This window comes from Parasphingorhabdus sp. SCSIO 66989 (genome assembly GCF_032852305.1).
In the GTDB taxonomy this organism is placed as follows: domain Bacteria; phylum Pseudomonadota; class Alphaproteobacteria; order Sphingomonadales; family Sphingomonadaceae; genus Alterisphingorhabdus; species Alterisphingorhabdus coralli.
Genome location: NZ_CP136594.1, coordinates 458,953 through 485,538, shown reverse-complemented (window position 1 = coordinate 485,538; position 26,586 = coordinate 458,953). Strand labels below are relative to the sequence as shown.

27 protein-coding genes are annotated in these 26,586 nt (G+C 56.3%); 13 read left to right on the top strand and 14 right to left on the bottom strand.

Annotation, left to right across the window (positions count from 1 at the left end; translation table 11 throughout):
• Nucleotides 1-243: 243 nt before the first annotated feature.
• From RB602_RS02225 to RB602_RS02200, 6 genes are all read right to left on the bottom strand, one after another.
• Complete coding sequence (locus RB602_RS02225) at nucleotides 244-438, bottom strand: hypothetical protein (RefSeq protein WP_317082569.1); 195 nt, start codon at nucleotides 436-438, stop codon at nucleotides 244-246.
• 41 nt (nucleotides 439-479) lie between these two features.
• On the bottom strand, nucleotides 480-914 hold the full coding sequence (locus RB602_RS02220; protein WP_317082567.1) for a hypothetical protein: 435 nt from the start codon (nucleotides 912-914) through the stop codon (nucleotides 480-482).
• Between the two features lie 62 nt (nucleotides 915-976).
• Nucleotides 977-3,652 carry an RHS repeat-associated core domain-containing protein gene (locus tag RB602_RS02215; protein ID WP_317082566.1) on the bottom strand — a complete coding sequence of 892 codons (2,676 nt, stop codon included), beginning with the start codon at nucleotides 3,650-3,652 and terminating at the stop codon, nucleotides 977-979.
• 41 nt (nucleotides 3,653-3,693) lie between these two features.
• Entirely contained in the window at nucleotides 3,694-4,128 is a 435-nt protein-coding gene (locus RB602_RS02210; RefSeq protein ID WP_317082564.1) for a hypothetical protein, read from the bottom strand.
• Nucleotides 4,115-4,801, bottom strand: coding sequence for a hypothetical protein (locus tag RB602_RS02205; protein ID WP_317082562.1), 687 nt, complete (start codon nucleotides 4,799-4,801; stop codon nucleotides 4,115-4,117). The genes RB602_RS02210 and RB602_RS02205 overlap by 14 nt, the downstream gene beginning before the upstream one ends.
• Nucleotides 4,802-4,866: 65 nt before the next feature.
• Nucleotides 4,867-5,010 carry a hypothetical protein gene (locus RB602_RS02200; RefSeq protein WP_317082560.1) on the bottom strand — a complete coding sequence of 48 codons (144 nt, stop codon included), beginning with the start codon at nucleotides 5,008-5,010 and terminating at the stop codon, nucleotides 4,867-4,869.
• Between the two features lie 489 nt (nucleotides 5,011-5,499).
• On the opposite strand from RB602_RS02200, the gene RB602_RS02195 reads away from it, so the two are divergent.
• Nucleotides 5,500-6,696, top strand: coding sequence for an acyl-CoA dehydrogenase family protein (locus RB602_RS02195; protein WP_317082558.1), 1,197 nt, complete (start codon nucleotides 5,500-5,502; stop codon nucleotides 6,694-6,696).
• Between the two features lie 31 nt (nucleotides 6,697-6,727).
• On the top strand, nucleotides 6,728-7,858 hold the full coding sequence (locus RB602_RS02190) for an acyl-CoA dehydrogenase family protein (protein WP_317082556.1): 1,131 nt from the start codon (nucleotides 6,728-6,730) through the stop codon (nucleotides 7,856-7,858).
• A gap of 57 nt (nucleotides 7,859-7,915) precedes the next feature.
• Here the strand turns inward: RB602_RS02190 and RB602_RS02185 are convergent, their stop codons facing one another.
• Together RB602_RS02185 and RB602_RS02180 are read right to left on the bottom strand one after the other, a co-directional pair.
• On the bottom strand, nucleotides 7,916-8,521 hold the full coding sequence (locus tag RB602_RS02185; RefSeq protein WP_317082554.1) for a 2-hydroxychromene-2-carboxylate isomerase: 606 nt from the start codon (nucleotides 8,519-8,521) through the stop codon (nucleotides 7,916-7,918).
• Nucleotides 8,521-9,270 carry an SDR family oxidoreductase gene (locus RB602_RS02180; RefSeq protein WP_317082552.1) on the bottom strand — a complete coding sequence of 250 codons (750 nt, stop codon included), beginning with the start codon at nucleotides 9,268-9,270 and terminating at the stop codon, nucleotides 8,521-8,523. Before RB602_RS02180 ends, RB602_RS02185 begins: the two co-directional genes overlap by 1 nt.
• A 331-nt stretch (nucleotides 9,271-9,601) precedes the next feature.
• Here RB602_RS02180 and thrS point away from each other — a divergent pair, with 331 nt between their 5' ends.
• From thrS to infC, 4 genes are all read left to right on the top strand, one after another.
• A complete protein-coding gene (thrS, locus tag RB602_RS02175; RefSeq protein ID WP_317082550.1) occupies nucleotides 9,602-11,563 on the top strand; it encodes a threonine--tRNA ligase in 1,962 nt (653 codons plus the stop codon).
• 81 nt (nucleotides 11,564-11,644) lie between these two features.
• Nucleotides 11,645-11,872, top strand: a complete 228-nt coding sequence (locus RB602_RS02170; protein WP_317082548.1) for a hypothetical protein — start codon at nucleotides 11,645-11,647, stop codon at nucleotides 11,870-11,872.
• Between the two features lie 56 nt (nucleotides 11,873-11,928).
• Nucleotides 11,929-12,474 (top strand): CopM family metallochaperone, encoded by a 546-nt coding sequence (gene copM, locus RB602_RS02165; RefSeq protein WP_317082547.1) that lies wholly within the window; start codon nucleotides 11,929-11,931, stop codon nucleotides 12,472-12,474.
• A 156-nt stretch (nucleotides 12,475-12,630) separates the two neighbouring features.
• The gene (gene infC / locus RB602_RS02160; RefSeq protein WP_317084625.1) at nucleotides 12,631-13,176 is read left to right on the top strand and encodes a translation initiation factor IF-3; all 546 of its coding nucleotides are present in this window, start codon (nucleotides 12,631-12,633) and stop codon (nucleotides 13,174-13,176) included.
• 26 nt (nucleotides 13,177-13,202) lie between these two features.
• On the opposite strand, the gene RB602_RS02155 is transcribed toward infC, so the two are convergent.
• From RB602_RS02155 to RB602_RS02130, 6 genes are read right to left on the bottom strand one after another with little or no spacing between them, the layout of a single operon-like run.
• Nucleotides 13,203-14,396, bottom strand: coding sequence for a fumarylacetoacetate hydrolase family protein (locus RB602_RS02155; protein WP_317082545.1), 1,194 nt, complete (start codon nucleotides 14,394-14,396; stop codon nucleotides 13,203-13,205).
• A 37-nt stretch (nucleotides 14,397-14,433) separates the two neighbouring features.
• The gene (locus RB602_RS02150; protein ID WP_317082543.1) at nucleotides 14,434-14,853 is read right to left on the bottom strand and encodes a hypothetical protein; all 420 of its coding nucleotides are present in this window, start codon (nucleotides 14,851-14,853) and stop codon (nucleotides 14,434-14,436) included.
• A gap of 32 nt (nucleotides 14,854-14,885) precedes the next feature.
• Nucleotides 14,886-16,469, bottom strand: a complete 1,584-nt coding sequence (locus RB602_RS02145) for an arylsulfatase B (RefSeq protein ID WP_317082541.1) — start codon at nucleotides 16,467-16,469, stop codon at nucleotides 14,886-14,888.
• Nucleotides 16,462-17,859 carry an FAD-binding oxidoreductase gene (locus RB602_RS02140; RefSeq protein ID WP_317082539.1) on the bottom strand — a complete coding sequence of 466 codons (1,398 nt, stop codon included), beginning with the start codon at nucleotides 17,857-17,859 and terminating at the stop codon, nucleotides 16,462-16,464. Before RB602_RS02140 ends, RB602_RS02145 begins: the two co-directional genes overlap by 8 nt.
• The gene (locus RB602_RS02135) at nucleotides 17,856-18,677 is read right to left on the bottom strand and encodes a DAPG hydrolase family protein (protein WP_317082537.1); all 822 of its coding nucleotides are present in this window, start codon (nucleotides 18,675-18,677) and stop codon (nucleotides 17,856-17,858) included. Before RB602_RS02135 ends, RB602_RS02140 begins: the two co-directional genes overlap by 4 nt.
• A 4-nt stretch (nucleotides 18,678-18,681) precedes the next feature.
• Nucleotides 18,682-19,323: a TetR/AcrR family transcriptional regulator gene (locus RB602_RS02130; RefSeq protein ID WP_317082535.1), complete on the bottom strand. Its 642-nt coding sequence runs from the start codon at nucleotides 19,321-19,323 to the stop codon at nucleotides 18,682-18,684.
• A gap of 98 nt (nucleotides 19,324-19,421) precedes the next feature.
• Here RB602_RS02130 and RB602_RS02125 point away from each other — a divergent pair, with 98 nt between their 5' ends.
• From RB602_RS02125 to RB602_RS02095, 7 genes are all read left to right on the top strand, one after another.
• Nucleotides 19,422-20,279, top strand: coding sequence for a glutathione S-transferase family protein (locus RB602_RS02125; RefSeq protein ID WP_317082533.1), 858 nt, complete (start codon nucleotides 19,422-19,424; stop codon nucleotides 20,277-20,279).
• A 51-nt stretch (nucleotides 20,280-20,330) separates the two neighbouring features.
• On the top strand, nucleotides 20,331-20,525 hold the full coding sequence (locus RB602_RS02120; protein WP_317082531.1) for a DUF1427 family protein: 195 nt from the start codon (nucleotides 20,331-20,333) through the stop codon (nucleotides 20,523-20,525).
• Nucleotides 20,525-20,686: a DUF1427 family protein gene (locus RB602_RS02115; RefSeq protein WP_317082529.1), complete on the top strand. Its 162-nt coding sequence runs from the start codon at nucleotides 20,525-20,527 to the stop codon at nucleotides 20,684-20,686. Before RB602_RS02120 ends, RB602_RS02115 begins: the two co-directional genes overlap by 1 nt.
• A 74-nt stretch (nucleotides 20,687-20,760) precedes the next feature.
• A complete protein-coding gene (locus tag RB602_RS02110; RefSeq protein WP_317082527.1) occupies nucleotides 20,761-21,870 on the top strand; it encodes a sensor histidine kinase in 1,110 nt (369 codons plus the stop codon).
• The gene (locus tag RB602_RS02105; RefSeq protein WP_317082525.1) at nucleotides 21,867-22,604 is read left to right on the top strand and encodes a LytR/AlgR family response regulator transcription factor; all 738 of its coding nucleotides are present in this window, start codon (nucleotides 21,867-21,869) and stop codon (nucleotides 22,602-22,604) included. The genes RB602_RS02110 and RB602_RS02105 overlap by 4 nt, the downstream gene beginning before the upstream one ends.
• A 163-nt stretch (nucleotides 22,605-22,767) precedes the next feature.
• Nucleotides 22,768-25,527 carry a TonB-dependent receptor gene (locus tag RB602_RS02100; protein WP_317082524.1) on the top strand — a complete coding sequence of 920 codons (2,760 nt, stop codon included), beginning with the start codon at nucleotides 22,768-22,770 and terminating at the stop codon, nucleotides 25,525-25,527.
• Between the two features lie 167 nt (nucleotides 25,528-25,694).
• On the top strand, nucleotides 25,695-26,585 hold the full coding sequence (locus RB602_RS02095; protein ID WP_317082522.1) for a glycoside hydrolase family 16 protein: 891 nt from the start codon (nucleotides 25,695-25,697) through the stop codon (nucleotides 26,583-26,585).
• Nucleotide 26,586: the final 1 nt, after the last annotated feature.

Here is a 26,586-nt window from a genome sequence, read left to right as displayed (position 1 = left end):
TAATTGCCTGTAATCTGAAGGTGCCTAACCTGTAATCTGAAGGTGCCTAATTAGGGATTCAGTAAACTGTCACCGTAATTGGCGGTTGAGCAGATGCCTCAACGATGGATAGTGCGGGTGCTGGCTAATGAACAGGCAATCTATCAAACGGTAGATATTTATCGGCCACAGCAAGGGTGTTTGTGAAGATTAAAGCTGCCCCTGCTTCGCGCACATGGCTTTGACCAAGCGGTTCTCTTGCATCTAGATAAAGGTCACACTGCCATCAGCGGTCAGATTGCCATTGGCATCATGGGTGATACTCGATAGGCTGGCGGCGGTGTATTGGTTGAGACCATTCATCGCATAATTGCGGTCGACATCATAATACGCTGTGTTCGCATAGTTATCATTGCTGGTCGTGCGGCTCTTGATCTGGCCTGCGGGATTGTAAAGCACGGCCCCATTTAGGGATTTAGTAAGCTGTCACCGCAACCATTTTATTCTCTCCAAATACTATTCAATATGTCTCTGAAATCCTTCTCTTTCATATTCCATAATTCTTCATAATTATGTTGTACAAACTCAACATTCTCAACATCTTGAAAATCCAGTGTGTGAGCTTCTATACCATAGTATTCAGAATTTAAGACATCGCCATGCCCTTCAACAATAACAATATACTTTAGAGAGTTAAGCTCAATCCCATGAGACAATGTTCCAGGAGATATAGTTTGACTTTTATAGCGCATCTTATCTTTCTCTAAAGGCAAGTTTAATTGGCCTTGAAAGTATGCTGGATTATCTATGTCGTTTGCGCAGAATAATGAATATGCCCTGCCATAATAAGCACTATCTATCTCGTGTATAAGGACAATGGCGGTTAGATATTGTGCTTTGCCATCTTCTGGGTACCAACATGATTCAAGAAGCAAATTTTCCTGCTCATCGCCGATGGCACAAGATACGGCGAAAAAACAAAGTGGTAGGACGAATACTAGGGAACATATCTTCGAGAAAGCGCTGAACAATTTGTCATACCTCCCATTCTTCCTTGACATCTTTTTCTCAGGTTCTCTCTTATGTTATTTCTAATACCCTTGCCGCGTAACCCAGGCCGATAAAGATGACTTCGGGTTTGATTGCCAATGTCTACATGGATACCAATAGCAAGAGCTCTAGCCTCTCGACGCCACCAATTTTGACCCGAACCTAGCCTATGATCTCTAGCATGACTAGCCTCATGGGCAAGCGTGTGTCCTATACCCGAGCTCTTGTTACTTGATATGGCCTGTGTTGTATCTATTGTAATACTGTTATCATTGGGGTTGAAATTTCCAAAATTATTCTTTGGCAAAGAACCTGTTCTTATTGTCAGACGATTGCCGTCATTTTCTGTACCCAATGTTTCCAACACAGTATCCATTTGATCCGCAGCCTTATCAAAAGCCATTTTTCGCTTCAGATTCCTTCCCGCCCGTCGTGCCTGAGTGCGCATATTGTCTCTAGCCTGTGTAATCTCTTCGACCCCGCGTCTTGCTGTGGAGCAGTCTTTGCGATTGTTACATTCATACATACCCATAGGATCGACCATATTAACCGGATCATTGCCGACATAAGCATAGAGGTTCACCTGATCCTCATATCCGATGGGATCGGTTTGCAGGAACCTGCCGAGCGTGGGGGAGTAGACCCTTGCCTTGTAATGATAGAGCCCAAGCTCGGGGATGGCGATCTGGCCGGTATATTGGAACCGGCCGATATTGGTCTCATTGGCAATGCCATAAGCATCATAGGCGTTGATGTTGACGGTATTGCCTGTGGCATCACTGATCAGCGCGATCGAGCCTTGCCAGTTGGCGAACAGATGGCGCCGGGTGCTGCTATTGACCGCACTGCCTTCATACCATTGGGTCGGGACATCAGCGCCCACGCCATGGACATAGCGTTCGATTACATTGCCCAGGCTGTCATATTCCGACACCAGCGCATCGCCGTCATAGAGGAAGCGGGTGATGGTGCCGCCTGCCGCCGTACCATCGACCTGCCATAACCGCCCCATCGGGTCATAGGTCAGCGTCGCCTGTTTTGCGCCCATGGCCTGCACCAGGCGGTTCTCGACATCATAGGTAAAACTTACAGAGCCATCAGCAGTAAGATTGCCATTCGCATCATGGGTGAAGCTGGCAGTGCCGGCTGAGGTGTATTGGTTGAGACCGTTCACAGCATAATTGCGGTCGACATCATAATGCGCTGTATTGGCATAGTTGTCATTGCTGGTCGTGCGGCTCTTGATCTGGCCTGCGGGATTAAAGCCGAAAGTGAAGTCGACATAGTCGGTGCCGCCTGGCTTAAAGAAACGCAGCCTACTAGCACGACCAGCGGCATCATAATTGTAATAGTCATAGAGACCGCTGTGCCGATAATTGTATGCGAACTGGCCTCTGACATGATAGCGATATGCACTTATCCGCGCACTGCCGTTTTCGCGGACATCAAATTGCCGGTCCAGCTGATCATAGCTGGTGTTAAAGTAGGTACCGTCAGGATGGGTAATTCGGGTGCGGTTGCTGTTGCTGTCATATTGGTAGGAGAGCGTCTTGTTCCACCCGCCCATGGTGTTGTTTGAACTGGCAACCCGGCCAAAGCCATCATAGCTGGTCTGGATGCCATCACCGCCGCCATGGCTGTCGAACCGCGCATAGGTCTGCAGGCCTCTTAGGTCATAGCCATAATAGACATTGCGGGTATGGGTGGCGGCCAGACCAGAACCATTGGGGATGATCTTTGCGATCATCCGGTTTAGCGTGTCATATTGATAGGTGATCACCCGACCATCGCGTTTGCGCATGCTGGTACGATTGCCATGGACGTCATAACCATATTGTTCATAGTCGCCGGGCGACACTGCACCGGCGCTGTTAAAGGCGGTAGTGGGCGTTGCATCATTATAGTTTAACGGCTTTGCCTTGCCGGGAAAGCGCCAACGCTTTAGTCGATCAAAACCATCATATTCCAAACGGGCTCTGTTACCATTGGCGTCAATAATCGTGCGCTGCAAACCATTGCCGGTATAGTCGTAGGTGGCATAGGCCTGTTCCAGCGGCGTACCAACAGCTTTGCGCAGCTGCAGCAACTGGCCGGCGGCATCATAGATATGGCGGGTAATCCGGTCCGGGCCATCCACGCCACCGGCGCTTGGCGTACAGGCATTGCTCGGCAGGCTGGTAAAACGCATTCTGACCGCGGTGCATTCCAGTCGGCCGACATTGTCATAGCTGTAATCGGTAACACCATAGACTGCATTGTTAGAGCCACGCATTGTCTCGCGGGTCTTGCGGTTCATGATGTCATATTGCGTATCGACCTGATTATGCATGGTAAAGCCAGACCATGCGGCAGGCAGCACATTTGCGGCAGGGACGCTGGTAATGGTGCCTGTCTCCACCCGGATCACATTGCCACGCCCATCATAGGTCGTGCGCGTTGCCAGGCGCGGCAGGGTGCCACCGCTATCCGGATCAGGCGAGATCGTCCCCACCTCGCGGCCCAGATCATCATAGCGCACATGGCTGGTATAGGACTGTGCCGATGCCACAGATGGCAGTACCAGGAGCAGAAGCGCGGCCAGAAGTTGTAACAGGCTATTCCGGTGCATCAGACCCTTGCTCATCACAGCCCCCTGAATCCCTGACCTGCACATCATACGCCCCCTCATGATGGACAGCTCGACAGATTGGCGCGCGGCGAGGTCTCGCTGATACGCCTGCCCTGATCGTCATAGGCATAACAGGTGCGCAGCGTCTCGGTCTGGCCAGAGGCATTGCGCGCTGTCACCGCCGTTCCCAGCAACAGCAAATTGCTGCCTCGCGAGGCATTGCCTGCTTCATATTGGTAATTGGTCACCACCTGATCGGCTGCACCGCCAGCACAGCCAGAAGAGGTCATCGCGCTGCTGATACAGGTCCGCTCGCTCGATAACAGCCAGACAGGCGTTGCCGCCCGCACAAAGCTGCTGCCCGAGCCAGCACGCGTCCAGGCATAATATTGCCCATAGCTATACCGCGTCTCAGGACGCACACCACCAACCGCAGGACCACGAACCCGTGTCACACCACCATGCGATGACGCATACTCATAATCCGTCACATTGCCGTTTCGCTTCGGTCGTGCGAATTGGCTTGGCGCAAAATTTGGGATTAAGGCAGTTGCTGTATCCAGAACTGGTAACAATATCGGCCTCACCTGAGCCGGGCTTGGCTTTTGTCCGCGTCTCAATGATATTTCTGGTCGTACCGCTGTAGCGATATTCAGAGACGCGTCCTTCAGGGTCTTCTGATGATACCGGATTGGGCATTACCGAGCATCGATGAACCAGACCGGAAGGAAGGTTGGCTTCGACCAGCGGGTCGCAATAGTCCAGTTTCCATTCACGATTTAGCTGATCTCGGATCAACACTGGGCCCGGCGTTACCTGATAGTTCACATCCCCCCAGTTCACCGGCGAAGGCGGTGTTGTGCCGCCCAGAACCACTCCTGGTCCCTGGTAGAAACTATATGGATCTGGGAACACGCCATATTCGAAAGTCACGCGATGTCCGTTATTATCCGTATAGCTTGCCCCTGTCTGCACGGGTAGCGGAGTACGATTGCTACCAGGTGATACAGGAGGGAGAAACTGGGAGTAATCATAATTAAATGTACGGCCATCCGCTAAACTTTGATAGGCAACGCGCTCGACCTTTACTATCTCTGCATCCGTGATCTCGACAATGCTATTTGTGAGATAAGGCGTCGATTGCCCGGGTTGGATAAACGCCATGGTGAAGCTGTTGCCGGTGCCTGTGTTTTTATACCATAACCATGGAACGCAAGGCGTAAGCGAAGCTATGAGATGATACGGGCCACCATCTCAATGCCGAGCCGGCGTAACAGACTGTTCGACTGGGCATATTCTCCAGTCAGGTCCAGACCGTCATAGCCAAAGTGGGTGGTGGTGCCGACACTCACCGTCTGATGAATACGGTACAATGGATGGCACCTGCAATAACCTCACATTTGCACCACTGCTATTATCCAACGATTAGCGAGTAGTGTTACCCTTAGGAGCCTATGGCACAGATTATGGCCTGATCCTCAGGAGTGCCTCCAACTGGTGCATACTCTCTCACAGCCTGCCCGCAATCGAACCTTTTCGGACAAATGACCGGGGGCCGTCCGAAACATAGCTTTTACCTGGACACAAGCGGATAGCCCCACCCCGCTGCGACTAACCGCCTTCGCTGAAGCTTCGGCGCTAAGTCTCGCTGCCCCTCCCCTAAAGGATGAGGGGCTGGTACGCGCGCCATTGTTTTGCATTTCTCCACATCCCGAAACCGACGCTAGGGAATGCTTAGCCCGCCGCCTCGCCCCACCGCACAACACCCCCTTCCCCGCCAAATGCGCGGTTTTTCAGCTTTGCGCAGCGCCTCACAACTGTTAGATACTGCCGCAAAACAATCATCATAAGAGAGCGATGCCATGAATCTTGAGTTCACGCCCGAAGAGATTGCCTTTCGTCAGGAAGTGCGCGCCTTTATTGAAGCCAGCTATCCCAAGCATCTCGCCGATGCCGGGATGCGCGAGGATCTGCCGCGTGAGGATTTTCTCGCTTGGCATAAGGTGCTGGGCGAAAAGGGCTGGTCGGTTCCGGCATGGCCGACAGAATATGGCGGCACCGGCTGGACGCCGACACAGCGCTATATCTGGTCGGAGGAAAATGCCCGCGTCAATGCGCTGATGCCGCTGCCCTTTGGCGTCTCCATGGTCGGTCCGGTGATCTACAGCTTTGGCAATGACGAGCAGAAAGCACAGCATCTGCCGGGTATCCGTTCGGGCGATGTGTGGTGGTGTCAGGGCTATTCCGAGCCGGGTGCAGGCTCCGATCTTGCCTCGCTCAAGACCACCGCGGTCCGCGATGGCGACCATTATGTGATTAACGGCCAGAAGACCTGGACGACGCTGGCGCAATATGCCGATTGGGGCTTTTTCCTGTGCCGCACCGATCCCGATGCTGCCAAGCCGCAGGAAGGCATCAGCTTCATCCTGGTCGATATGAACACGCCGGGCGTGGAAGTGCGTCCGATCAAGCTGATCGATGGCGGTTATGAGGTCAATGAGACCTGGCTCACCGATGTGCGTGTGCCGGTGGAAAATCTGGTCGGCCAGGAAAATATGGGCTGGACCTATGCAAAATTCCTACTGGCGCATGAGCGCAGCGGGATTGCGGGCGTGGCGCGCTCCAAGCGCGGGGTGGAAAAGCTGCGTGAAATTGCCGGGGCAGAGCTGCTCGATGGCGAGCCGCTGATGAGCGACTTTGATTTTGCCCGCAAGGTCAGCCAGCTGGAGATTGATCTGGCGGCGCTGGAAATCACCGAATTGCGCACGCTGGCCGGGGAACAGGCGGGCAAGGGGCCGGGGCCGGAAAGCTCGATCCTCAAGATCAAGGGCACCGAGATCCAGCAGCGGCTGACCGAGCTTACGCTGGAGGCAGTCGGCAGCTATGGCACGCCGCTATATGGCAGCATCGCCGATGCCGGATCGAACCAGTATCCGGTCGGCCCGGACTATGCGCAACATGCCGCATCGACCTATTTCAACATGCGCAAAACATCGATCTATGGCGGATCGAACGAGATTCAGCGCAACATCATAAGCAAGATGATCCTGGGCCTTTAAGAAACCCAAGGACACGAGAGAGGAACGCCAAGTGGACTTCAACTTTACCGAAGAACAGACGATGGTGCGCGACGGCCTGACGCGCATGGTACGCGAGCAATATGACTGGGACACGCGCCGCGGCGTGGTCGACAGCGAGGCCGGATGGCGCCCCGAAATATGGGCGCAACTGGCGGAGCTCGGCATTCTCGGCATGCCCTTTGCCGAAGAAGATGGCGGCTTTGGCGGCGGCGCGGTTGATGCCATGGTGGTGATGGAAGAGTTTGGCAAAGGGCTGGTGGTCGAACCTTTTGTGCCGACGGTTGTCTGTGCCGGCGGCTTCCTCAAGCACGCTGGCAGCGCGGCGCAGAAGGAAGAGCATATTGGCGGCATTGTCGATGGCAGCCGCACCTACGCCTTCGCCTATGCCGAGCCGCGCGGCCGCTATGACTATGCTGATCTCACCACCACCGCGAAGAAGGACGGTGACGGCTATGTGCTCAATGGCCATAAGGCGGTGGTTATCGGCGCGCCCTGGGCAAGCCATCTGATCGTCACCGCGCGCACCTCAGGTGGGCAGCGCGAGACGGATGGGGTCTCGGTATTCGTCGTCGACAAATCCGCCAAGGGCGTGGTGACGCGCGATTATCCCACAGTCGATGGCCGCCATGCCTCAGAGGTCTATTTCGAGAATGTCTCGGTCCCGGCGGATGCACTGATCGGTGAGGAAGGCGGCGCGCTGCCGCTGATCGAACGGGTCACCGATGAAGCGATTGCGGCGCAATGTGCCGAGGCTTGCGGCGTGATGAAAGTCGCGCATGCGATGACGCTCGACTATGCCAAGCAGCGCAAGCAATTCGGCGTTCCGATAGCCAGCTTTCAGGTGCTGCAACACCGCATGGTCGATATGTACACCGAATATGAGCAGTCCGTGTCGATGACCTATCTCGCGACGCTGAAGCTCGATGCCGAGGAGCGCGAGCGCAAGCTGGCGGTCTCCGCCGCCAAGGTCCGCGTTGGACAGGCGGCGCATCATATCGGCCAGGAGGCGATCCAGATCCATGGCGGCATGGGCATGACCGATGAGCTGGCGATTGGCGCCTATTTCAAACGGCTGACGATCTTCGATTCCGAGTTCGGCAATATCGATCATCATATGAAGCGCCATATCGCGCTGGCGTAATCCTCTAATTGAGCGGTGCAGGTCTCTGCATCAGCACTACCTGCCCCGCTCGTAAGCTCACTCCGCCAGTGCTGCCTCTACGACCTGGCCTAGCCGTTCTTTGCCAAAAAACATCTCATCGCCGACAAAGAAGGTCGGGATGCCAAAGGCGCCGCGATCTACGGCTTTTTGCGTGCGCTCCATCAGGTCCTGCTTGATCGCGGCATCGTCATAGGCAGCGACCAGCGCGTCGCCGTCAAAACCCTCTTCGGTCATAGCAGCGGCAAAGGCTTCTTTGTCACCCATATGGGTGCCGCGCTCCCACATATGCTGCAGGCCGGTCTCGATATACTCGGTCAGGCGCCCCTCTTTCTCCGCGAGCAGCGCCCCGCGCATCAGCAGCACGGTGTTGATAGGGAAGTTCGGGTTAAACTGGAACTGATCGATGGCGTATTTCTTGACGAACCGCTGAATTTCCAGCTGCTCATAGGCGAGCTTTTTGGGGATATTGCCAAAGGCCACCATCGGCGCCTGATTCCCGGTCAGCTTAAAAATGCCCCCGAGCAGCGCCAGAGAATATTCGAACTCTATGCCAGTATCCGCGGTGATCGCCGGCAAAGCGCGGTGCACCAGATAGCCATTGGGGCTGGCAAAATCGAAGAGAAATTCAACAGTCTTGGGCATCACCAGTTTTCCTTCCAGGGTCGTAAATCAAGCTCATGCGTCCAGGCGCTGCGCGGTTGTTCGTGCAGCATGACATAATTGGCGGCAATGGCATCGGGCGAGAGGATCGCATCCTCCGCGCGCTTCGCATCAACATCGGGGACATTCTGCCGAATGAAGTTCGAGTCAATCGCGCCATCGACTATGATATGCGCGACATGGATGCCTTCCGGCCCCAATTCGCGTGCCATTGCCTGCGCCAGCGCCCGCAGTGCAAATTTGGCCCCGGCAAAGGCGCTATAGCCCTTGCCGCCGCGCACGCTGGCGGTGGCACCGGTGAACAGGATCGTGCCCGTGCCGCGCGGCACCATATGCTTCGCCGCCTCGCGCCCTGTGAGGAAACCGGCAAAGGCTGCCATTTCCCAGACTTTGCGATAGACCCGGCCCGTCGTCTCGCGCACCGGGAAGTTCACATTGGCTCCGATATTGAACACCGCGACCTCAATCGGCCCGACATCGCGCTCTATCTGCGCAAACAAGGCTTCCATCGCCTCTTCATCACGGGCATCCACTGGGCAGGCCACTGCCTTGCCACCTTCGGCCTCGATACTACTCACCAGTGTATCCAGCGCCTCGGCATGACGCGGACGCCGCGACACGCATATGGTATATCCCTTGGTGGCAAAGGCCCGGGCAATGGCGCTGCCGGTATCATCACCCGCGCCGATTATGATGCAGGCCTTGCCTGCGTTTTCATGAGAGTCAGCCATGCACCATTGCTGCCAGCTAAAACCGCACGATGCAAGATAAGTCTAAAAAATAGACTATAGGCACGCGTTTGTTAGTGACTTCGCAACATCGAATCATTATATCGACCTGATGGCCAACGCACTGACCACCACGACCACTACTACCACCCCGACGTTCGGGGGCGGATGGTCTGTGGCTGGCGTTAACTAGCCATAATCGAGACACACCCGCCTCCGGTTTGGATGAGGCGGGGCGTCGGCTTCATCGAAAAATCGTCAAAAACTTCGCGACGCCAGCTTTAATCGCCGCGTTATTTATGCCAATGCGCGGCTAAATGATGGATGAGACGCGATGACAAAGATGATCAAGATCACACTGCCCGATGGTTCTGCACGTGAAGTCGCATCGGGTACCACTCCGGCTGAGATCGCCGCGGATATCGGCCCCGGCCTCGCCAAAGCGGCGATGGCGGCGCGGATTGATGGCGAGGTGCGCGATATTATGCGCCCGCTGGATAATGATACCGACCTCGCGCTCATCACCAATCGCGATGAAGAAGACGCGCTTGAGCTAGTGCGGCATGACTATGCCCATGTGCTCGCCGAGGCGGTACAGGCCCTATGGCCCGGCACGCAGATTACTTTCGGCCCGGCGACAGAGGATGGCTTTTACTATGACGTGATGGCCCCGGCCTCGCGAGAGCCCTTCAGTCTGGATGATCTGCCCGCGATTGAGGAAAAGATGCGCGAGATCATCAAAGCCGATAAGCCCTTGGTGCGCGAGGTATGGAGTCGTCAGCAGCTTATCGACAAATGGGAAAAGGAAGGCGAGACGTTCAAGGCCGAGTGGGCCAAGGAACTGCCCGAAGACGAAGAGCTGACAGTCTATTGGTCGGGCGAACCGGGCAGCGAGGGCGCGTGGCTGGATATGTGCCGCGGGCCGCATCTCGCCTCGACGGGCAAGCTCGACCCGCAGGCATTCAAGCTGATGCGCGTCGCCGGAGCCTATTGGCGCGGCGACCAGAAGAACGCACAGCTGACGCGCATCTATGGCACGGGCTGGCTCAACAAAAAGCAGTTGAATGCCCATCTGCACCGGCTGGAAGAAGCGGCCAAGCGCGACCATCGCAAGCTGGGCCGCGAGCTCGACCTGTTCCATTTCGAGGAATTCGGTCCGGGCGCGGTCTTCTGGCATCCGCATGGCTGGCAGATGTTCCAGAACCTGCTCACCTATATGCGCCGCCGTCAGGAGCGCGCCGGTTATGTCGAGGTCAATACCCCCGATGTGATGGACCGCAGCCTCTGGGAAACATCGGGCCACTGGTTCAACTATCACGAGCATATGTTCACGACGCAGACCGAGGACAGCCGTGTCTTTGCGCTGAAGCCGATGAACTGCCCCGGTGGCGTATCGCTGTTCGCGCATGGCCTGAAAAGCTATCGCGATCTGCCGCTGCGCATGGCCGAATTCGGTAAGGTGCATCGCTACGAGCCGTCCGGTGCGCTGCACGGCCTGATGCGTGTGCGCCATTTCACCCAGGATGATGCGCATATCTTCTGCACACCCGATCAGCTCAATGATGAGAACCGCGCTGTGGTAGAGCTGGTGCTCGATATCTATCGCGAGTTCGGCTTTGACGATGTGCGGATAAAGCTGTCGACACGGCCGGAAAACCGCATGGGCTCTGACGAAGTCTGGGACGTGCTGGAAGGCTCGCTGATCGATACGCTTGATGCCATGGGCTTGGAATACTCGATCAATGAAGGCGAAGGCGCGTTTTACGGGCCCAAGCTGGAGTTTGTGCTGCGCGATGCGATTGGCCGCGATTGGCAATGCGGCACACTGCAGGTCGATATGAACCTGCCCGAAGCGTTCGATATCGGCTATATCGGCGAGGATGGCGAGCGCCATCGCCCGGTGATGCTGCATCGCGCGCTGTTCGGTTCGCTGGAACGGTTTATCGGCATATTGATCGAGCATTATGCAGGCAAGCTGCCACTCTGGCTCGCGCCGAGACAGGCGGTGGTGGCTACCATCGTCTCGGACGCCGATGACTATGCGCAAGAGGTGCTGACTAAGCTCAAGGCCGCTGGCCTGCGCGCCGAGGCGGATCTGCGCAACGAAAAGATCAACTATAAGGTGCGCGAGCATAGCCTCAAAAAAGTGCCCAATCTGTTGGTTGTCGGCAAGCAGGAAGCCGAGAAGGGTACCGTCGCCTGGCGCAAGCTGGGCGAGAAGCAACAGCAATTTGTCTCGCTCGACGAGGCGATTGCGATGCTGCTCGAGGAAGTAACACCACCGGATTTGCGATAAGCTGGAAAGTGGCCTTTTCAGCTTCCGCTGCTATATTTGTACTTCGAGAAGCTAGCTCAAATGCAAAGGATTGTGCGAACCATGGCAGATAATGTCACCAATGAGCTTATATATGAGACGCTCAAGGCAATGCAGACCAAGCTGGTCTCTCTTGGCGATGATGTGACTGATATCAAAGCGGATATGCGTGGGCTGAAAGCGCATATGGCTGGTTTTATGCAGACCGAATTGTCACAAGATGGCGCTATCAGCAGCATCCAGTCGCGGTTAGACCGTATAGAGAAACGTTTGGAACTCAGCGACAGCTAGACCGAGCCAGGTTAGACCTATTCAATATACATTAAAAAAGGGAGCATCGAATAGCGATGAAAAACGCTAGCATAATCGCCATATTGGCACTGACCTCAGCTTTGGGCCTCGCCTTAGGTGGATGTGCCGAAGAGAAAAGCCCGTTTCTGGAAGAGGAGCCGGCTGAAGCGAGTGCGCCTGAAACCACCAATCTCAACGCTCCGCAAAAGGCTTATGCCGAGGCCAATGAACGAATGCATGCCGGTATGGGCGTGATTGACGAAGACGCCGACACCGCCTTTATCCAGGGCATGATCCCGCATCATCAGGGCGCGGTGGATATGGCGAATATCGTGCTCGAACATGGCGATGATGAGGAAGCCAAGGAATTGGCGCGCAACATCATCAAGGCGCAGGAGGAAGAAATCGCCTGGATGCGCAACTGGCTAAAGGAACGTGGGCTGGAAGAGATCAAAGCCTCCGACCATGCCGGGCATGACCATGGAGACCATGCGGATCATGATCACGCCGATCATGATCATGGCGACCATGACCATGAAGATCACAAACATGGCGATGACCATGACCATAGCGCGCATGCCGAAGAGCATAAGGGCGAATAACGCACCACCCTTGGCGCAATGATGAACACAGAGAATGGCGCGGCGATAGTGGCATAAACGCCGCAATGCCGCGCCTTTTCGTTACCACCCCTTTATTTGCGCCGCTGAAATCCCTACACAGGCGCAATCAAGAAAGACTCACAAGGAGATAGACCCATACGCCCGCCATATTCCCGTCGCGGACCGTCCGCGCCCCCGAAAAACGGTCCCCGTTTCAATGATTTTATTCAGTCGCCCAATGTACGTGTCATCGATGACAAGGGCGAAAATCTGGGCGTCATGAATACCGAGGAAGCGATTGATCGTGCTCGTGCGGTTGGTCTTGATCTGGTCGAGGTCTCCCCCAATGCCGAACCGCCAGTGGCCAAGTTTCTGGATGTCGGCAAGTTCAAATATGAGGCGCAGAAAAAGGCCAATGCTGCGCGCAAGACTCAGAAAACACAGGATATTAAAGAGATCAAGATGCGGCCCAACATCGATGACCATGACTATATGGTCAAGATGAAGAAGGTGCATCAGTTCATCGAAAAGGGCGACAAGGTCAAGGTCACGCTGCGCTTTCGCGGGCGTGAAATGTCGCATCAGCAGCTCGGCATGCAATTGCTGCAGCGGGTGCAGGAAGACACCAAGGAAGACGCCAAGGTGGAAGCCTATCCGCGCCTTGAAGGCCGCCAGATGCTGATGGTGCTGTCACCGAAATAAGTGCAGGCGACTCGGATTCGCAAGGCTTACTCAGCAACCGTAACCTCGATACTACCGAGATAGGTTGAGCCATGTTCCACCCTGTCTCCGGCTTGCAAAAAGTGACCGGACTGCAGCTCATTTTCAATAAACTGCGCCTTGGCGGTGTCTATCAGGCCTTGCTCTGACAACGGCCCGCCATTGGCGGCATAGCGCAGCACGCCCTCGATTATGTCGGCGCGGCTGGGCGGGGTGAAGATCGTGCCCTCTGCAGTGCCCGACATCAGGGTCATGTCCTTGGCGATCTTGCGGTCATTGGCGAGATAGACCCGATCCGCCTTATAGAGAAAGCGCGGCTCGGCCATGTCGCCCAGCGCCTTGGTGACGAGCTGGCGGAAGTCGAGGGTCATCTCACCGCCGCGTGCGTCCTGCCGAGCTTCGTCATTGACCATTGTTGTCATCCGCAGTTCGGCGACAAAGCTCCGCCAGTCTTTGGGGATGACCAAAAATGGCCCGGTCGGAAAGAAATCCGGCCCGCTTTTCGCGTCGCTGAAGCCGGAGCCGGAATCGAGATTGTCTGGATCGGCAAGCTCGACAAGCGCATTGCGGTTGGTGAAATCGCCGCAAAGAAACACGCTCTTCACCGCCGCGTCAAAATCGGCCAGCGACGCAATGTCGCGGTCAAAGCGCATGCACAGTTCGACTTCATAATCGAGCAATATGCCGGGCCTGGCCTGCACTTCGGTTCGCGCAGGGGTCGCTGCGCCGAATTTCGGGAATTGGAACACCGAGCCGCTATTGGCTTCCTCGGCATGTTCGGGGAAGTTGGTCCCGGTGCCGATATGGCGCTCACCGCTGCTGCCGCTGGGGAGCAGGCGCGACATGACCATTGTTGTTGTCGGCAAATCGGCAATATCCGCAGCGCTTTGTGGCAAGCGGGGCAGGGATGCGAGAGCGGCAAATGGATCATCTTCAGGTTTCGCGCCCATGGCAACAAGATCAATGCCGATGACGGTATCCCCGGCAAACCCGGTAACCAGCATGGTGTGCGTCACATCGGCTTCGTCATGGAATTGCGCCAGGGTTATCGCCTTGTCGAGCGGTGCGATGGCCGGTTGCAGCGGTGTGTCTTCAAAGCTGGCGATGTTATATTTGGGGTCAGGCGCTGTCGCCCATGCTGCGAAGATGCCGATGGTGATTAACAAGACGATCAAACCAGATAGCTGCAATTTGCGTTTCATTTTGGCACCTCACCCACCTATTTGATGCACTCTGTCCCTAGCGTAACTCTTGCGAGACCGCAGAGGAATCAAGCGCCCGGTCAGAGAAAAACTGTCCGCGCCATAATTGCAGCGCAACCAGAAGCAATCCCATGGCAAATGCGCCAATCAAAGTCTGACTAAATCCAAACATGATCATCAATGAGCTGGACCAGAAGACCCCTCCAAGCCCGGCCGCCGCGCGAAAATCAACATTTAGCCCCATCAGTAGCAAGATACTGAAAAGAAAGCAGGTTTTTGACCAATAGACCTTGTTGGCGTCGATAATCACTTGGGCCGGAAGCGCCGCATCGCTATAGCTTGCAAAGATATTGACGCCATCGCCAAACCACAGCCGCGCGGTCATATTGATGATCAGATAGGCGTAGCTCAGCAGGAAAAGATAGAACAGCCAGTCGGATTTCAATGAGTAGCGCATCGAAGATAACTCCTTTCGTTGAGGCTTAGGGCCTATTCACTCGCGTAAGCCTGCTCGGCCCAGGGTTTGCGGTCTTCTTCACCACCGAAAAAATCAGGATCGTTGACAACCTGCTGCAAAGGGACAGCGACATTCTTGCCGCGCGGAAATGTGGCGAGATAGTCGGAAAGGTCAGCGACAATATCCGGCTCTCGCGCCGCAATATCGGTCGTTTCGAGCGGATCGTTTTCCAGATCATAAAGCCGCTGGTCGCCGCCTTGCTCGATCAGCTTATAGGGATAAAGATAAACCGCATCGGCTTCGCTCGAAACCCGGGTGGCAACGATGTATTCCTTGGGCGCTGGCGCGGTATTGCTTTGCAAGGAGGGCCACAGGCTGCGGCCATCAAAGGCGGTGCCAATCGCGGAACCGCCAGTTATTTCCAGCAGGGTCGGCACAATATCCTGCACCGTAGCCATGAAATTATACGCGTCGGCTTCGATCTGGCCGGGCCAATAGATGAACGACGGCACCCGCACACCGCCTTCCTGAACGCTTTGCTTGCCACTGGCAAAGGGGCGATTGTCGGCACCACCATCGTTCAGATTGGTGCGCAAGAAGCTGGCAAATTCGGGCGTCATTTCGACACCAAGCATGCTGGCTGCTGCCCAGCTGAAAAGCGGGTCAGGCAGGTATCGCGCCGGATTATAGGGGTAGAGACCGCCGTTATCGCTCATAAACCAGATCAGCGTCTCCTGCTCTATGCCTTGGGCAATCAGCGCATCGTGAATCCGCCCGATCGCACTGTCGAGCTCGCTCACCATCGCCGCATGGATACGCCGGTTTGTGTCGGCGATGCTCTTATAGGATTCTATGCTGGCTTCTGGCGCCTCATTTGGCAGATGCGGTGCGCCAAACGCGGCATAGAGAAAAAACGGACCCTCTGAATCTCTGGCGTTGATGAAACGGACCGCCTCATCAGCGACCAAATGGGTCGAATAACGGCCATTGCGCACCGTCTTGCCATTGCGCTGCCAGTCATAGCCGCCGCCATGCACCTTGTCATAATAGCCGACACCGCCGGTGAGATGCCCGTAAAAATGGTCAAAGCCGCGATTATTGGGATGATAGGCAAGGTTGCGCGGCCCCAAATGCCATTTGCCGGTTAATGCCGTTTGATAGCCAACCGCTTTGAGATAGTCCGCCAAGGTCGGCTCTTCTATCGGCAGGCCGGTGGGATTGTTCTTTGACAGCGGGTTCAAAATGCCCAGCCGCATCGGCGATTTGCCGGTCATCAATGCGGCCCTGGTGGGGCTGCAAGAGGGATGCACATAGAAGCGATTCAGCGTCAGCCCTGCAGCAGCAAGGCGGTCGATATTGGGGGTGCGTATCTCGCTGAAATTATAACCGACATCGCGCCATCCCAGATCATCGGCGACAATGATGACGATATTGGGCGGGCTTTCTGGCAGCGTCACTTGTCCGGTCTGCGATGCAGGCGCGTTGGTGTCGGTTTGCATGGCCAACACGGCGTCCCTTGCCGGACCGATTTCGCGACTCTCCTGGATTTCACCAAAGCCATGATAACCAAGCGCAATGACGCCCAAAGCCAGAGCGACAAGCAGGAGTTTACGCATGGCTCAGGCTGGTATCTGGGGCAGGCGTGCTACTATTTTCTGAAGCCTTGTCATGCCGCCCCATCCAGTGATGGAACAGGCCATCAGGATCATATTTGGAACGCAGTGCATCAAGGCGTTGTAGCTTTGAATCTTGAGTAAAGCGCGCGGGGCGGTTGCCCAGATTTTCGTCTGCCAATTGGATGCCAAGCGCATGTTGCTGCATCTGCTCCATGCATTCGGTCGCCCAGCCTTCATATTTGTGATCGTCCTCGGCATTCTTCCATTCGCCGTACACCGCAAGATAATGCTTGGACTCGAGCCCAAACGCCATGTCCGGGCGCTCTTTGGGTGGTTGCCAGTTGAGCCACAGACTATGGCTCGGCGCGGGTGGCATGGTGTCGGCGATGTTGTTCAAACCGGGCAGCAGGTCATCAATAGGCGCTTCCGTCCAGATATTGTCCGCGCACCAGCGCACATCGGGCGGGAAGTGCGTGATATTGGCGCCAATCGACATGAGACTGGTGCTGATCGGGATAAGCGGTGTGGTGAAGCTGGCAAGGTGCCGGATCGGGCTCTCGTCAAGAAAGCGCAAAGCCTCCTTTGCCTCTTTGCGGCTGTTCGCAAGAACGGGCGCGACAACCTCGATGCCGGGTCCGAATATGCCGCCCGCCTTGGGCGTGATCACCATCTGAAACTCGACCGAGCGCGGTACCTCAGGGCCGATCTCGTCAGCCCAGCGATAAAGCGCATCAAGGTGCTTGCGTTTGAATATCTGCATCTTGAGCGCAGTATGCTTATGCCGGGGATGGAGTTTCAGATGATAGCATAGGACCACGGCGAAGAAGCCGGGGCCAGAACCGCGCGCGGCCCAGAAGATATCCGCATTTTCGCTTTCACTGGCATGGATTTGCCGGCCGTCAGCAAGCACCAGATCCATCCCGATAACACTTTGCGTGGCTAGACCGAGCTCACGACTGCCCCAGCCAAAACCGCCCTGCAGCAGGAACCCGCCCAGCGCCACATCGGGGGCATGGGCGATGGGAAAGAACAGCTTGTGTTTCTTGAGAGCGCGGTCAAGGTCGAGACCCCAACATCCCGGGCCGACCCTGGCAGTACGTGCTTCGGCGTCAATTTCAATCTGGTTGATCCGCGCCATGCTGAGCAGCATTCCGCCTTCGCGCAAATGGTTTTGCGCCCAGCTATGCCCGCCTGAGACGATGCTGACCTTCCAATCATTCTCGCGCGCGGTGGCCAGCGCCATTTGCACGTCGGCAGCGTTATTCGCCTCGACCAGCATTTGCGGCCTATGTCCTTTGTCGCGGGCATTGAAACTGGTGCCGAGAACGGCGGCGTCAAAACCCGGCTCGCCGCGCTTCCAGATGCGGCCTTTTCCCTTTGGTCTTTTCATGCTGCTTGCCTTTTTGCTTCGGGGCCAAAACGGGCATGGAGTTCGGGCAGGAACCCGGCGAGATGCGCCATTTCCTGGGCATTATGCACCAGCAATTCCGCCGGATCGGGAAGCAGTGTGCTGGCTACCGGGCGCAGCATCCGTATCGCGCCGCGCGCCAAGGCACCGGGGTCTTCACCAATGGCGGAATTGGCACCGCCCATCCACATGCGCGATCGCATCTCCGATCCGCCTTCAACCGGGCGCAACTGGTGCAACAGCCAGCCCGCCTTGAGCGGTGAACCCGGCATACCAACACGGGCGCAGACCACGACCTCACCCTGTGCCGCCAGCCGTCTCTCGTCAAAACACATGGCCGAAGGCGGCAAAAAGCTGATCCCTGCCTTGGCGATATTGGGGCCAAGATATTCGGTAATCAGCGATGTCCGGCCAATATAGGCCTCGTCATCGCGGCCATCGGCCCATTTCGCCTCAATATGCGCCTTGGGGTGCCACAGCTTATAGCGCCGCGCCTCGCAGCCATGCCAACCAAACCACCAGTCCCACATCGCCGGGGTGACGCGGGGCATTTTGGTGAGGCAGAAGACGCGGATCGCGCTGTCCGGCGCGCGAGTATAGCCGGTTTCCACCGGCCAATATCCGGGTTCAACCATGCTGGCTGCCTCTTCAACCGGCGGGAACAGTTCATGCGCCTGATTTCTAGCCAGTAACGCTTCTTTGACCTGTTCCTGCATCGCCCCGATTTCGGGGTTGTAGAATTCGGCATAGGGCCCTTCGGCCAGTTCCTGATCGGAATATCCCAGATTTTGGAGCGCCATGGTATCACTCTCCTCGTGATAGTGTTTGGTGATAGGCTTGTTGCAGCGGCGGTCTGGCCGTCTCGGTGCAGTGGTTGAGCAAAACGCCGCACCAGCTTCTGCGCACCAGCGCCATACAAGCGCGATTGGAGAAAAAGCCGCCGCCCCACATTCCGAGCATGGCGAGCAGATCGAGCGCGAGATAGCGGCCGAGTTCGCTGGCGTCGGTATCAGGTGTCAGCTCACCATTGGCGAGCGCGTGCGCTGCCATCATCCGGCCCGAGGCGATAACCCGCTCGACCCCGGCAGTGCGCGCATCCTGATGATCCGAGGCCATGATTGCGCCGTAAATGTCGCGGTAAAAGGCTTCATCACGCTCAAAAAACGCCTCAATCTTGTCCAATGCGGTGAGCAGCATCGCGGTTGCCAGCGCGTCGCCTGCTTCACTGGCCAGCTGCATCGGATCGAACTCCGCGTCCTCGAGCAGCGCAACCAGAACATCTGTCTTGGAGCCGAATAGATTATAGGGCGTGCGCAGGCTGACCCCTGCTTCCTCGGCGAGATGGCGCATGGTCAGCGCCTCTATGCCCTGTTTGCGGATAATGTCCTCAGCCGCACTGCGAATGCGGGCACGATTGAACGCTTTGGCTTCTTCTCTGCGTGTCATGGGAATCAACTATGCTATTTTTATAACGTGTGTCAATTTTTATCTTGAAAAAATATAACATGATGCAATAATTGTCAGTAGAACAAGGAGAGACTCCGATGAAACTCGACACAGACGCCATCACCACGCGAGAAGTTCTGGGCTGGAAAGGCCTGCATCTGCTCAACAATGCGCAGAGTAGCTGCTCGCAAAAGATCCGCATTTTGCTTGCTGAGAAAGGCCTGCCTTACCAATCGCGCGAGGTGGACCTGAAAAAGCTGGAGCATACAACGCCCTGGTTTCTGGGCATTAATCCGCGCGGTGTTGTCCCGGTGCTGGTCGATAATGGCGATGTGCATATCGAGAGCAATGACATCCTCGCCTATCTCGAAGAGCGCTATCCCAGCGAACAGAGCTGGCTGCCCACCAATGCAGCTGAACAGGCCGAGGCACAGGCCTTGCTCGACACCGAAGCAGCGCTACATCCGCAATTGCGCGCAATCACCATGGGGTTTCTCGCGCCGAAAAAGATGATGGCCAAGACCGAACCGGAGCTGCAGGCCTATCTCGCCAACGGGCCGGACAATGACCATCGCAAAGCACAAGTAGCGTGGTGGCGTGCCTTTGCTGAGAACGGCATCAGCGACAGCGAAGCACGAGATGCGGCGACTGCATTCCGCGCGGTCTTTGTTGATCTGGAACAGCATCTTGCAGACCGGCAATGGCTGCTCGGCGATCACCCGATGCTGGTCGACATTGCCTGGTTTATCAATATTCACCGGCTGGTTCTGGCAGGCTATCCGATTGCCGATCATCCGCGCCTTGCTGCCTATTATCAACGCCTGCTGCAGCGTCCGGCCTTTGCCAGGGAAATCGCCAAGGGTCCATTTGCCCTGAGGGTGGCAGCGCCCGTCTACCGGTTTATGCGGCGCGTGCGTGGGACGGACCTGGGAAGTGTTTATGCCGCCAGTACCTGAGTTCAGAAACAGGATGGGAGGACCATTCCGACCACAGAACGGCCTTCTGTTATGAAGATAGCTCTTTCCCTGCTCTTGGCCCTCACCATTGGCGCGCTTGCCCGGCTGACCGGAGTGCCGCTCCCGGCGCCACCGGCGCTGATCGGCGCGATGCTCGTTCTTGCCATGACATTGGGCTATCTGGCCGCTGATCGCCGGATCAGCAAGACAGATGACCCATTGGCCAGCCTGGATGAAAAACGCTGATGGCCGCTTCGTTCACAGGTATCTTGCTCGGTTTCGCCATCGGCTATGGCTGCCGCTCTTTTGACCTTCCACTACCCGCTCCGCCCAAGCTCGTCGGGGCGTTGCTGGTGGTGGCCATGACCCTCGGCTTTGTCGGCACGGATATCCTGATGTATCTATAAGTAACTCTATATTATCGAGAAATAACTGCCGCCCCGGTTTTGGGCCTTGGTCTGTTTTTGGCTATAGGGCGGTGATGAATACCGGTTCCCAGTCCCCCATTGCGCCGCAACCGCGCGGCGTTTTGCTGCCCTGGTGGGCGCTGCAATTGCTCGCCTGGGCGCTCTATTGCGTCGTCTCATTCCTCTCGCTGACCCTATGGTATGGTGAGCCGGAATGGCTGCATGTGGTGCAGATCCTGCTTGAGGCAGTATCCGGAGCGTTGCTGGTGCTGCCGCTCGAATGGTCGCTGCGCCATGTCCAGCGTTTGCCGGTTGCGCTGAGCTTTGCCTTGCAACTGCTCTGTGTAGCGGCGCTTGCTTTCCTGTGGAATGTGCTGCGCATGACGACATTCCAGATATTTTTCCCCGATGCCAAGATATGGGAGGAATTTGGCGGCTGGTATTTCGCTTCCATCCTGATTTTCGCGCTGTGGACGACGCTGCACTATATCGTTCAGGCCTATAGTGCGATGGCCGAAGAACAGGCGCGGGCGCAAAAGGAGCATCTGCGCCGGGTCACCGCCGAGGGCCAGTCGCGCGATGCGCAGTTGCAAATGCTTCGCTACCAGATCAACCCGCATTTCATCTTCAACACCATGAACTCGGTCAACGCGCTGGTCGCCACCAAGCGCAATAGCGAGGCGCGCGAGATGATTGAGCGGTTCAGCGATTTTCTCCGGCTGACACTGGATGATGAGGACAGGCTGTTCGTGCCGCTGGAAGAGGAGATCATGACCATCAACCGCTATCTCTCGGTCGAGAAGATGCGGTTCAAGGATCGGCTCGAGACCGTGATCGACATTAAGCCCGATTGCCACTCTGTCCCAGTCCCGGCGTTGATTTTGCAACCAGTTATCGAAAATGCAGTGCGCCATGGCGTTGAGGGCCAGCATGCACAATGCCAGATCACCATCACCGCGAAGCGACAAGACGGTGAGCTCGTCGTGGTCATTACCGACACCGGCCCGGGTCTGAGCGGTGATGCGCATAGCGACAAGCGCCGCGGCGGCATCGGCATGCGCAATATCGCCGCGCGCCTAGCCACGGCCTATGGCGACAATTATGTCTTCACCATTGAAAACAATCCCGCTGCGCGCGGTGCCATGGTGACGATGCGGTTGCCGGTTGAGAACGGACTGGCATGACGATCCGCATTGCCATTGCCGATGATGAAGCGCTGAGCCGCGATCTTCTTGCAACGATCTTTGACGAGATTACCGCTGACGTTCCCGGCCTCAAGCTCGTCTCACAGACCGCGACTGGCGAAGAAACGGTTGCAGCTATCGCGGCCGAGCGCCCGGATATTGTGTTTCTCGATATTAACATGCCCGCCGGAGACGGCTTTTCGGTGGTCTCAGCGCTTGAGGAAATGCCTTTCGCAGAGCGGCCAAAGGTGATTTTCACCACCGCCTATAGCCGCTTTGCGGTGCAGGCCTTTGATGTCGAGGCAGCAGACTATCTGCTCAAACCGATCTCGGCCGAAAGAGTGATCCGCGCCATAGAGCGCGTCACCCGATCACGCGATAGCGATGCCGACAGACAAGACGGACGCGTGGCGGTCCCTTCAGGTAAAGGGACCGATTATATTGCGCTCACCGATATCGAATATGCCCGCGCAGAAAGCGAATATATCGCGCTCTATGTCGGCGGGCAGAAACGGATGTTGCGCGGCTCGCTCAAAAGTTTTGCTCAGGAACTTCCGTCGGGCTTCTGCCAGGTACACCGCTCCTATATCGCCAATGCGGCCTATGTTCTGCGGCTGGAAAAGAGCGATCAGGGCGGGTCAGAACTGTGCCTTTCTTCTGGCAGAGCGATCCCCGTCAGCCGTCGATTCCGCAGCAAAACCATGGCCTGGCTCGATCGATCCGGCATTATGTGACCGCTCGCTGCAGAAAAACGCCCGCTTACTGCAAACCGGTTGCAACTTCCGGACATGCAGGCGGATTTTGGCCTCTCGGAGACGCTGAACGCATGGGACAATGCACAGCTTCTTTCCGAGCACAAAAGTCTCGAAGGCGGTGGGACGCCTAGGGGAGGAACAGATGAATACGCGACTTTTTGCGCGCGCCATGTTGGCCGCGTCTACAGCCCTTTGCCTGCCAGCTTTGGCGATGGCACAGGACACCACACAACCGACTCCTGCAGAAGCCAGCGATCAGGCAGAGCCACCATTGGACGATGATGATATTGTCGTCGTTACTGCTGAACGCCGCGAACAATCGCTGCAGGATTTCGCCGGCACCATTTCGGTTTTCAGCGGCGAGGACTTACGCAAGATCGGGGTGCAGAATGTCACCGACCTGCAAGAGCAGGTTCCCGGCCTTTCCATTGCCAACAATCAAGGCAATGTCGAAGTCTTTATCCGTGGCATTGGCAGCAGCAATAACACCGAGCTTGGTGACCCGGCAGCGGCATTCCATCTTGATGGTGTGAACCTGCCCCGACCGCGCGGCATTGGTTCTGCCTTTTTCGATATTCAGCGGGTCGAGGTGAACACCGGACCGCAGGGAACATTGCGCGGCCGCAACGCCACTGCAGGCTCGATCAATGCGATCACCTTCCGCCCTGGCCTGGGCAGTTTTGACGGCTCGCTGGAATTCGAAGCCGGCAATTATGAGCATCGCTCACTGCGCGGCGTGGTCAACATCCCGGTCACCGACAATATGGCGGTGCGCTTCTCCGGCATGTATCTTGAGCATGACTCCTATTATGACAATGTCGGCCCGGTACGCGGCATTGATGTCGCCGAGGCTGAAGACAATTATGCCGGCCGCGCCCAGCTATATTGGGAGCCAACCGACAGGCTGTCGATTCTGATCGCTGGGGACTATATCAGCGAGAACGGCACAGGCTTTACCGGCTCCAACTTTGCCCTGCCTCTGGGTGAGATTGAGAATGGCAACCTTTCCAGCCTCGACGAGATCGACAATCCCCGCGATGTAATCGCGCGCGGCATTACGCCGGTGCTCGACTCCGACCATTGGGGCATCCGCACCAAAATCACCTATGATGCCGATGACTTCAAAATCGAGTATACCGGCAGCTATCGCGATGTTGATTATGACTATGAAGCAACCACGCCGCTGACCCCATTCTTCCCAGGGGTTCTGGATTCGCTCAGCTTCCGCGAGGATGCGCTGGCACCGGCCAATCCGGATGGCAGCCAGCCGCTGGTTGATCCGAACATCGTACTGGCCGAGAATCTGGACGACTTTTCGCGTTTCCGCACGATCACCGATTCCCGCTCACATTTCCATGAACTGCGCATTTTCGACACCGAAGGCGACTTTATCTGGAGCGTCGGCGGCCTGTATATCCGCGAGGATCAATTCTCGTTCCTAGCCTCCACCGGGGACCGTTCGCCTTTCTTCTCGGGGCTTGAGTTCAACACTACAGTCGATACCGATTCCTTTGCCTTTTATGGCGATGCGACATACGAGATTGACGGTCGCTTCCGGATAACCGGCGGTCTGCGCTACACCAATGACAGCAAGCAACGCCAGGGTGTTGCCGCGCGCTATGGCTTTGCCATTGGCGATGACAATTTCAATTGCTGTATGGGCGTGCGCGTCGGCACTGAAGGATTTGAGTTTGCTGCGCGCGAACGGACCATCTTCAATCCCGATACTGATGGCGATGGCACGATCAATAACCAGGAAATCATCGATTTCTATTTTGACGGCATCAAGCAATTTGGCGATCGCGACAATGTTGACGAGATTTTCGCCAATGGCCCCGGCGCAACCGATGCGCCCTGCCTCGACACCATCACCGGCGACAACCTCACCTGTAACGGCTTTGCCGATACCGACAACTTCACCTTTGCCGTGCCATTTGGTGGCCAGATTTTCCGCCAGGACGGCAATTTTGACGATGAATTTGTCGATTGGCGTATCCGCGGTGAATGGGACATCACGCCGGATAATCTGGTTTATGCGCTGATTGCCAGCGGCCATAAATCGGGCGGTTTCAACGACAATCTGGGTGATCTGGGTGTCGCACCGACCTATGGCACCGAAAATGTCATTCTTTACGAGCTCGGCACCAAGAACGAGTTTTCGCTCGGTAATGTCGGCGTGCGTCTCAACGCTTCGCTCTTCTATAACGACTATAGCGATCAGGTATTCACCTCGCTGCTTTCGGTCGCACAGGCGGCAGAGTTGGGCGGCGTCGAAGTCGATTTGCCGGGCGGCACCAATCAGGCGCTGGTTGTCTCTTTCAGCTTCAATGCGGCAGATTCACGCATCTACGGCGCACAGCTTGACGGCGGCTTTGACCTGCCGGAGAATATCAAGCTCGACTTCAACCTGTTGTGGCTGGAGGCCGAGATCGGAAATGCCGAGCCGATTCAGGACTTCCGCTTCCAGGCGGATGTCGACCCGGAAAATGCCGTGTTCCGGGAGATTGAGGGCCGCCGCCTGCCAAGGACACCGCGCTGGCAGTTCAATGCTCGTCTGTCACAGGCGTTTGAACTGCCCCAGGGTGAGCTCGATTATGTGATTTCGCTGGGCTATCGCTCTTCGCAATATCACACCATCTTCAACTCGATCGAATTCGATGCTGACGGCAATGGCACCGAAGTGACCAGTGGCCGCTTGCTCGACCGGATCGACGGCTATTGGACCATGGACCTCGGCATTGGCTGGTCGATTGATGATGCCGGCAAATATCGCCTCGAAGGCTTTGCCAATAATGTTACCAACGCCATTCATGAAGCGGCGATCATCATCACCCAGTTTGACAACACACGCTTCTTCACCCGCCCGCGCACCTATGGCGCGCGGTTCCGGGCGAAGTTCTAGGGTCAGGCCCTGTTTCTGACCCTGGAATGACCCTGAGCGGGGCCCGGGTTCTTCCACGAGCCCGGGCCTCGTGACAAACCGCCAATTGGAGTCATGTCCACTACGCATATTAGGCCTTGGGAGAGCATTTGGTGCGCATTACCAGTTTATCATTTCTGACGGCATTGGTGTTAACGGCCTCCGCGCAGGCGCAAGACAGTGCTGTATCGCCACAGCCGGAAACGGCCTCTCAGGCCCCCGCTCAAGACCAGGCGGGCGAAAGCGTCGCCACCAATATTCCCAATGGCTATGCACTGGTCTGGTCAGACGAATTCAGCACCCCCGGACTGCCCGATCCGGCCAAGTGGAAATATGACACGTTCCGCAACAAGCAGGGCTGGTTCAACAACGAAAAGCAGTATTACTCGGCCAACCGGGCCGAAAATGCCCGGATTGAATCGGGCAATCTAATCATCGAGGCGCGCAAAGAAGCGCTGGACCCCGCGCTGTTCCCTGATTGGGGTGGTCAGGAATTCAGCTCGGCACGGCTCATCACCCAAGGACTGGGCGACTGGACCTATGGCTTTTTCGAAATCAGGGCCAAGCTGCCCTGCGGTGTTGGCACATGGCCTGCCATCTGGATGCTGCCTTCCGATCCCGACATTGAATGGCCCGAGGGCGGCGAGATCGATATTATGGAACATGTCGGGTTTGAGCCCGGCGTCATCCATCATTCCGTCCATACCACTGCCTTCAACTTCTCGCGTGGCACACAGATGACCTCCAAGCATGAGCTGGAAAGCGCCTGCGATGCCATGCACAAATATCAGCTGCTCTGGACCAGCGATTTCATGATGTTCGGTGTCGATGACAAACCGAAATTCCTGTTCAAAAAGGAAAGCAGCAAACGCAGCCGCTGGCCCTTTGATCGGCCGCAGCATTTGCTGCTCAACATCGCCATTGGCGGCAGCTGGGGCGGGCAGAAAGGCATTGCTGACGACGCGGTGCCGGCGCGCATGGAGATTGATTATGTCCGCGTCTATCAGCCGACAGCGCCCGCAGCACAGAAAGGCGAATAAT

Bases quoted from the DNA above. Each gene is read 5' to 3' on its own strand.
- RB602_RS02110 (WP_317082527.1), top strand. From the start codon at position 20,761: ATGAATACCGGTTCCCAGTCCCCCATTGCGCCGCAACCGCGCGGCGTT.
- RB602_RS02125 (WP_317082533.1), top strand. From the start codon at position 19,422: ATGAAACTCGACACAGACGCCATCACCACGCGAGAAGTTCTGGGCTGG.
- RB602_RS02100 (WP_317082524.1), top strand. From the start codon at position 22,768: ATGAATACGCGACTTTTTGCGCGCGCCATGTTGGCCGCGTCTACAGCC.
- RB602_RS02130 (WP_317082535.1), bottom strand. From the start codon at position 19,323: ATGACACGCAGAGAAGAAGCCAAAGCGTTCAATCGTGCCCGCATTCGC.
- RB602_RS02140 (WP_317082539.1), bottom strand. From the start codon at position 17,859: ATGAAAAGACCAAAGGGAAAAGGCCGCATCTGGAAGCGCGGCGAGCCG.
- RB602_RS02105 (WP_317082525.1), top strand. From the start codon at position 21,867: ATGACGATCCGCATTGCCATTGCCGATGATGAAGCGCTGAGCCGCGAT.
- RB602_RS02185 (WP_317082554.1), bottom strand. From the start codon at position 8,521: ATGCCCAAGACTGTTGAATTTCTCTTCGATTTTGCCAGCCCCAATGGC.
- RB602_RS02135 (WP_317082537.1), bottom strand. From the start codon at position 18,677: ATGGCGCTCCAAAATCTGGGATATTCCGATCAGGAACTGGCCGAAGGG.
- RB602_RS02205 (WP_317082562.1), bottom strand. From the start codon at position 4,801: ATGGCGTTTATCCAACCCGGGCAATCGACGCCTTATCTCACAAATAGC.
- copM (WP_317082547.1), top strand. From the start codon at position 11,929: ATGAAAAACGCTAGCATAATCGCCATATTGGCACTGACCTCAGCTTTG.
- RB602_RS02145 (WP_317082541.1), bottom strand. From the start codon at position 16,469: ATGCGTAAACTCCTGCTTGTCGCTCTGGCTTTGGGCGTCATTGCGCTT.
- RB602_RS02170 (WP_317082548.1), top strand. From the start codon at position 11,645: ATGGCAGATAATGTCACCAATGAGCTTATATATGAGACGCTCAAGGCA.
- RB602_RS02120 (WP_317082531.1), top strand. From the start codon at position 20,331: ATGAAGATAGCTCTTTCCCTGCTCTTGGCCCTCACCATTGGCGCGCTT.
- RB602_RS02195 (WP_317082558.1), top strand. From the start codon at position 5,500: ATGAATCTTGAGTTCACGCCCGAAGAGATTGCCTTTCGTCAGGAAGTG.
- RB602_RS02150 (WP_317082543.1), bottom strand. From the start codon at position 14,853: ATGCGCTACTCATTGAAATCCGACTGGCTGTTCTATCTTTTCCTGCTG.
- thrS (WP_317082550.1), top strand. From the start codon at position 9,602: ATGACAAAGATGATCAAGATCACACTGCCCGATGGTTCTGCACGTGAA.
- RB602_RS02115 (WP_317082529.1), top strand. From the start codon at position 20,525: ATGGCCGCTTCGTTCACAGGTATCTTGCTCGGTTTCGCCATCGGCTAT.
- RB602_RS02180 (WP_317082552.1), bottom strand. From the start codon at position 9,270: ATGGCTGACTCTCATGAAAACGCAGGCAAGGCCTGCATCATAATCGGC.
- RB602_RS02215 (WP_317082566.1), bottom strand. From the start codon at position 3,652: ATGAGCAAGGGTCTGATGCACCGGAATAGCCTGTTACAACTTCTGGCC.
- RB602_RS02155 (WP_317082545.1), bottom strand. From the start codon at position 14,396: ATGAAACGCAAATTGCAGCTATCTGGTTTGATCGTCTTGTTAATCACC.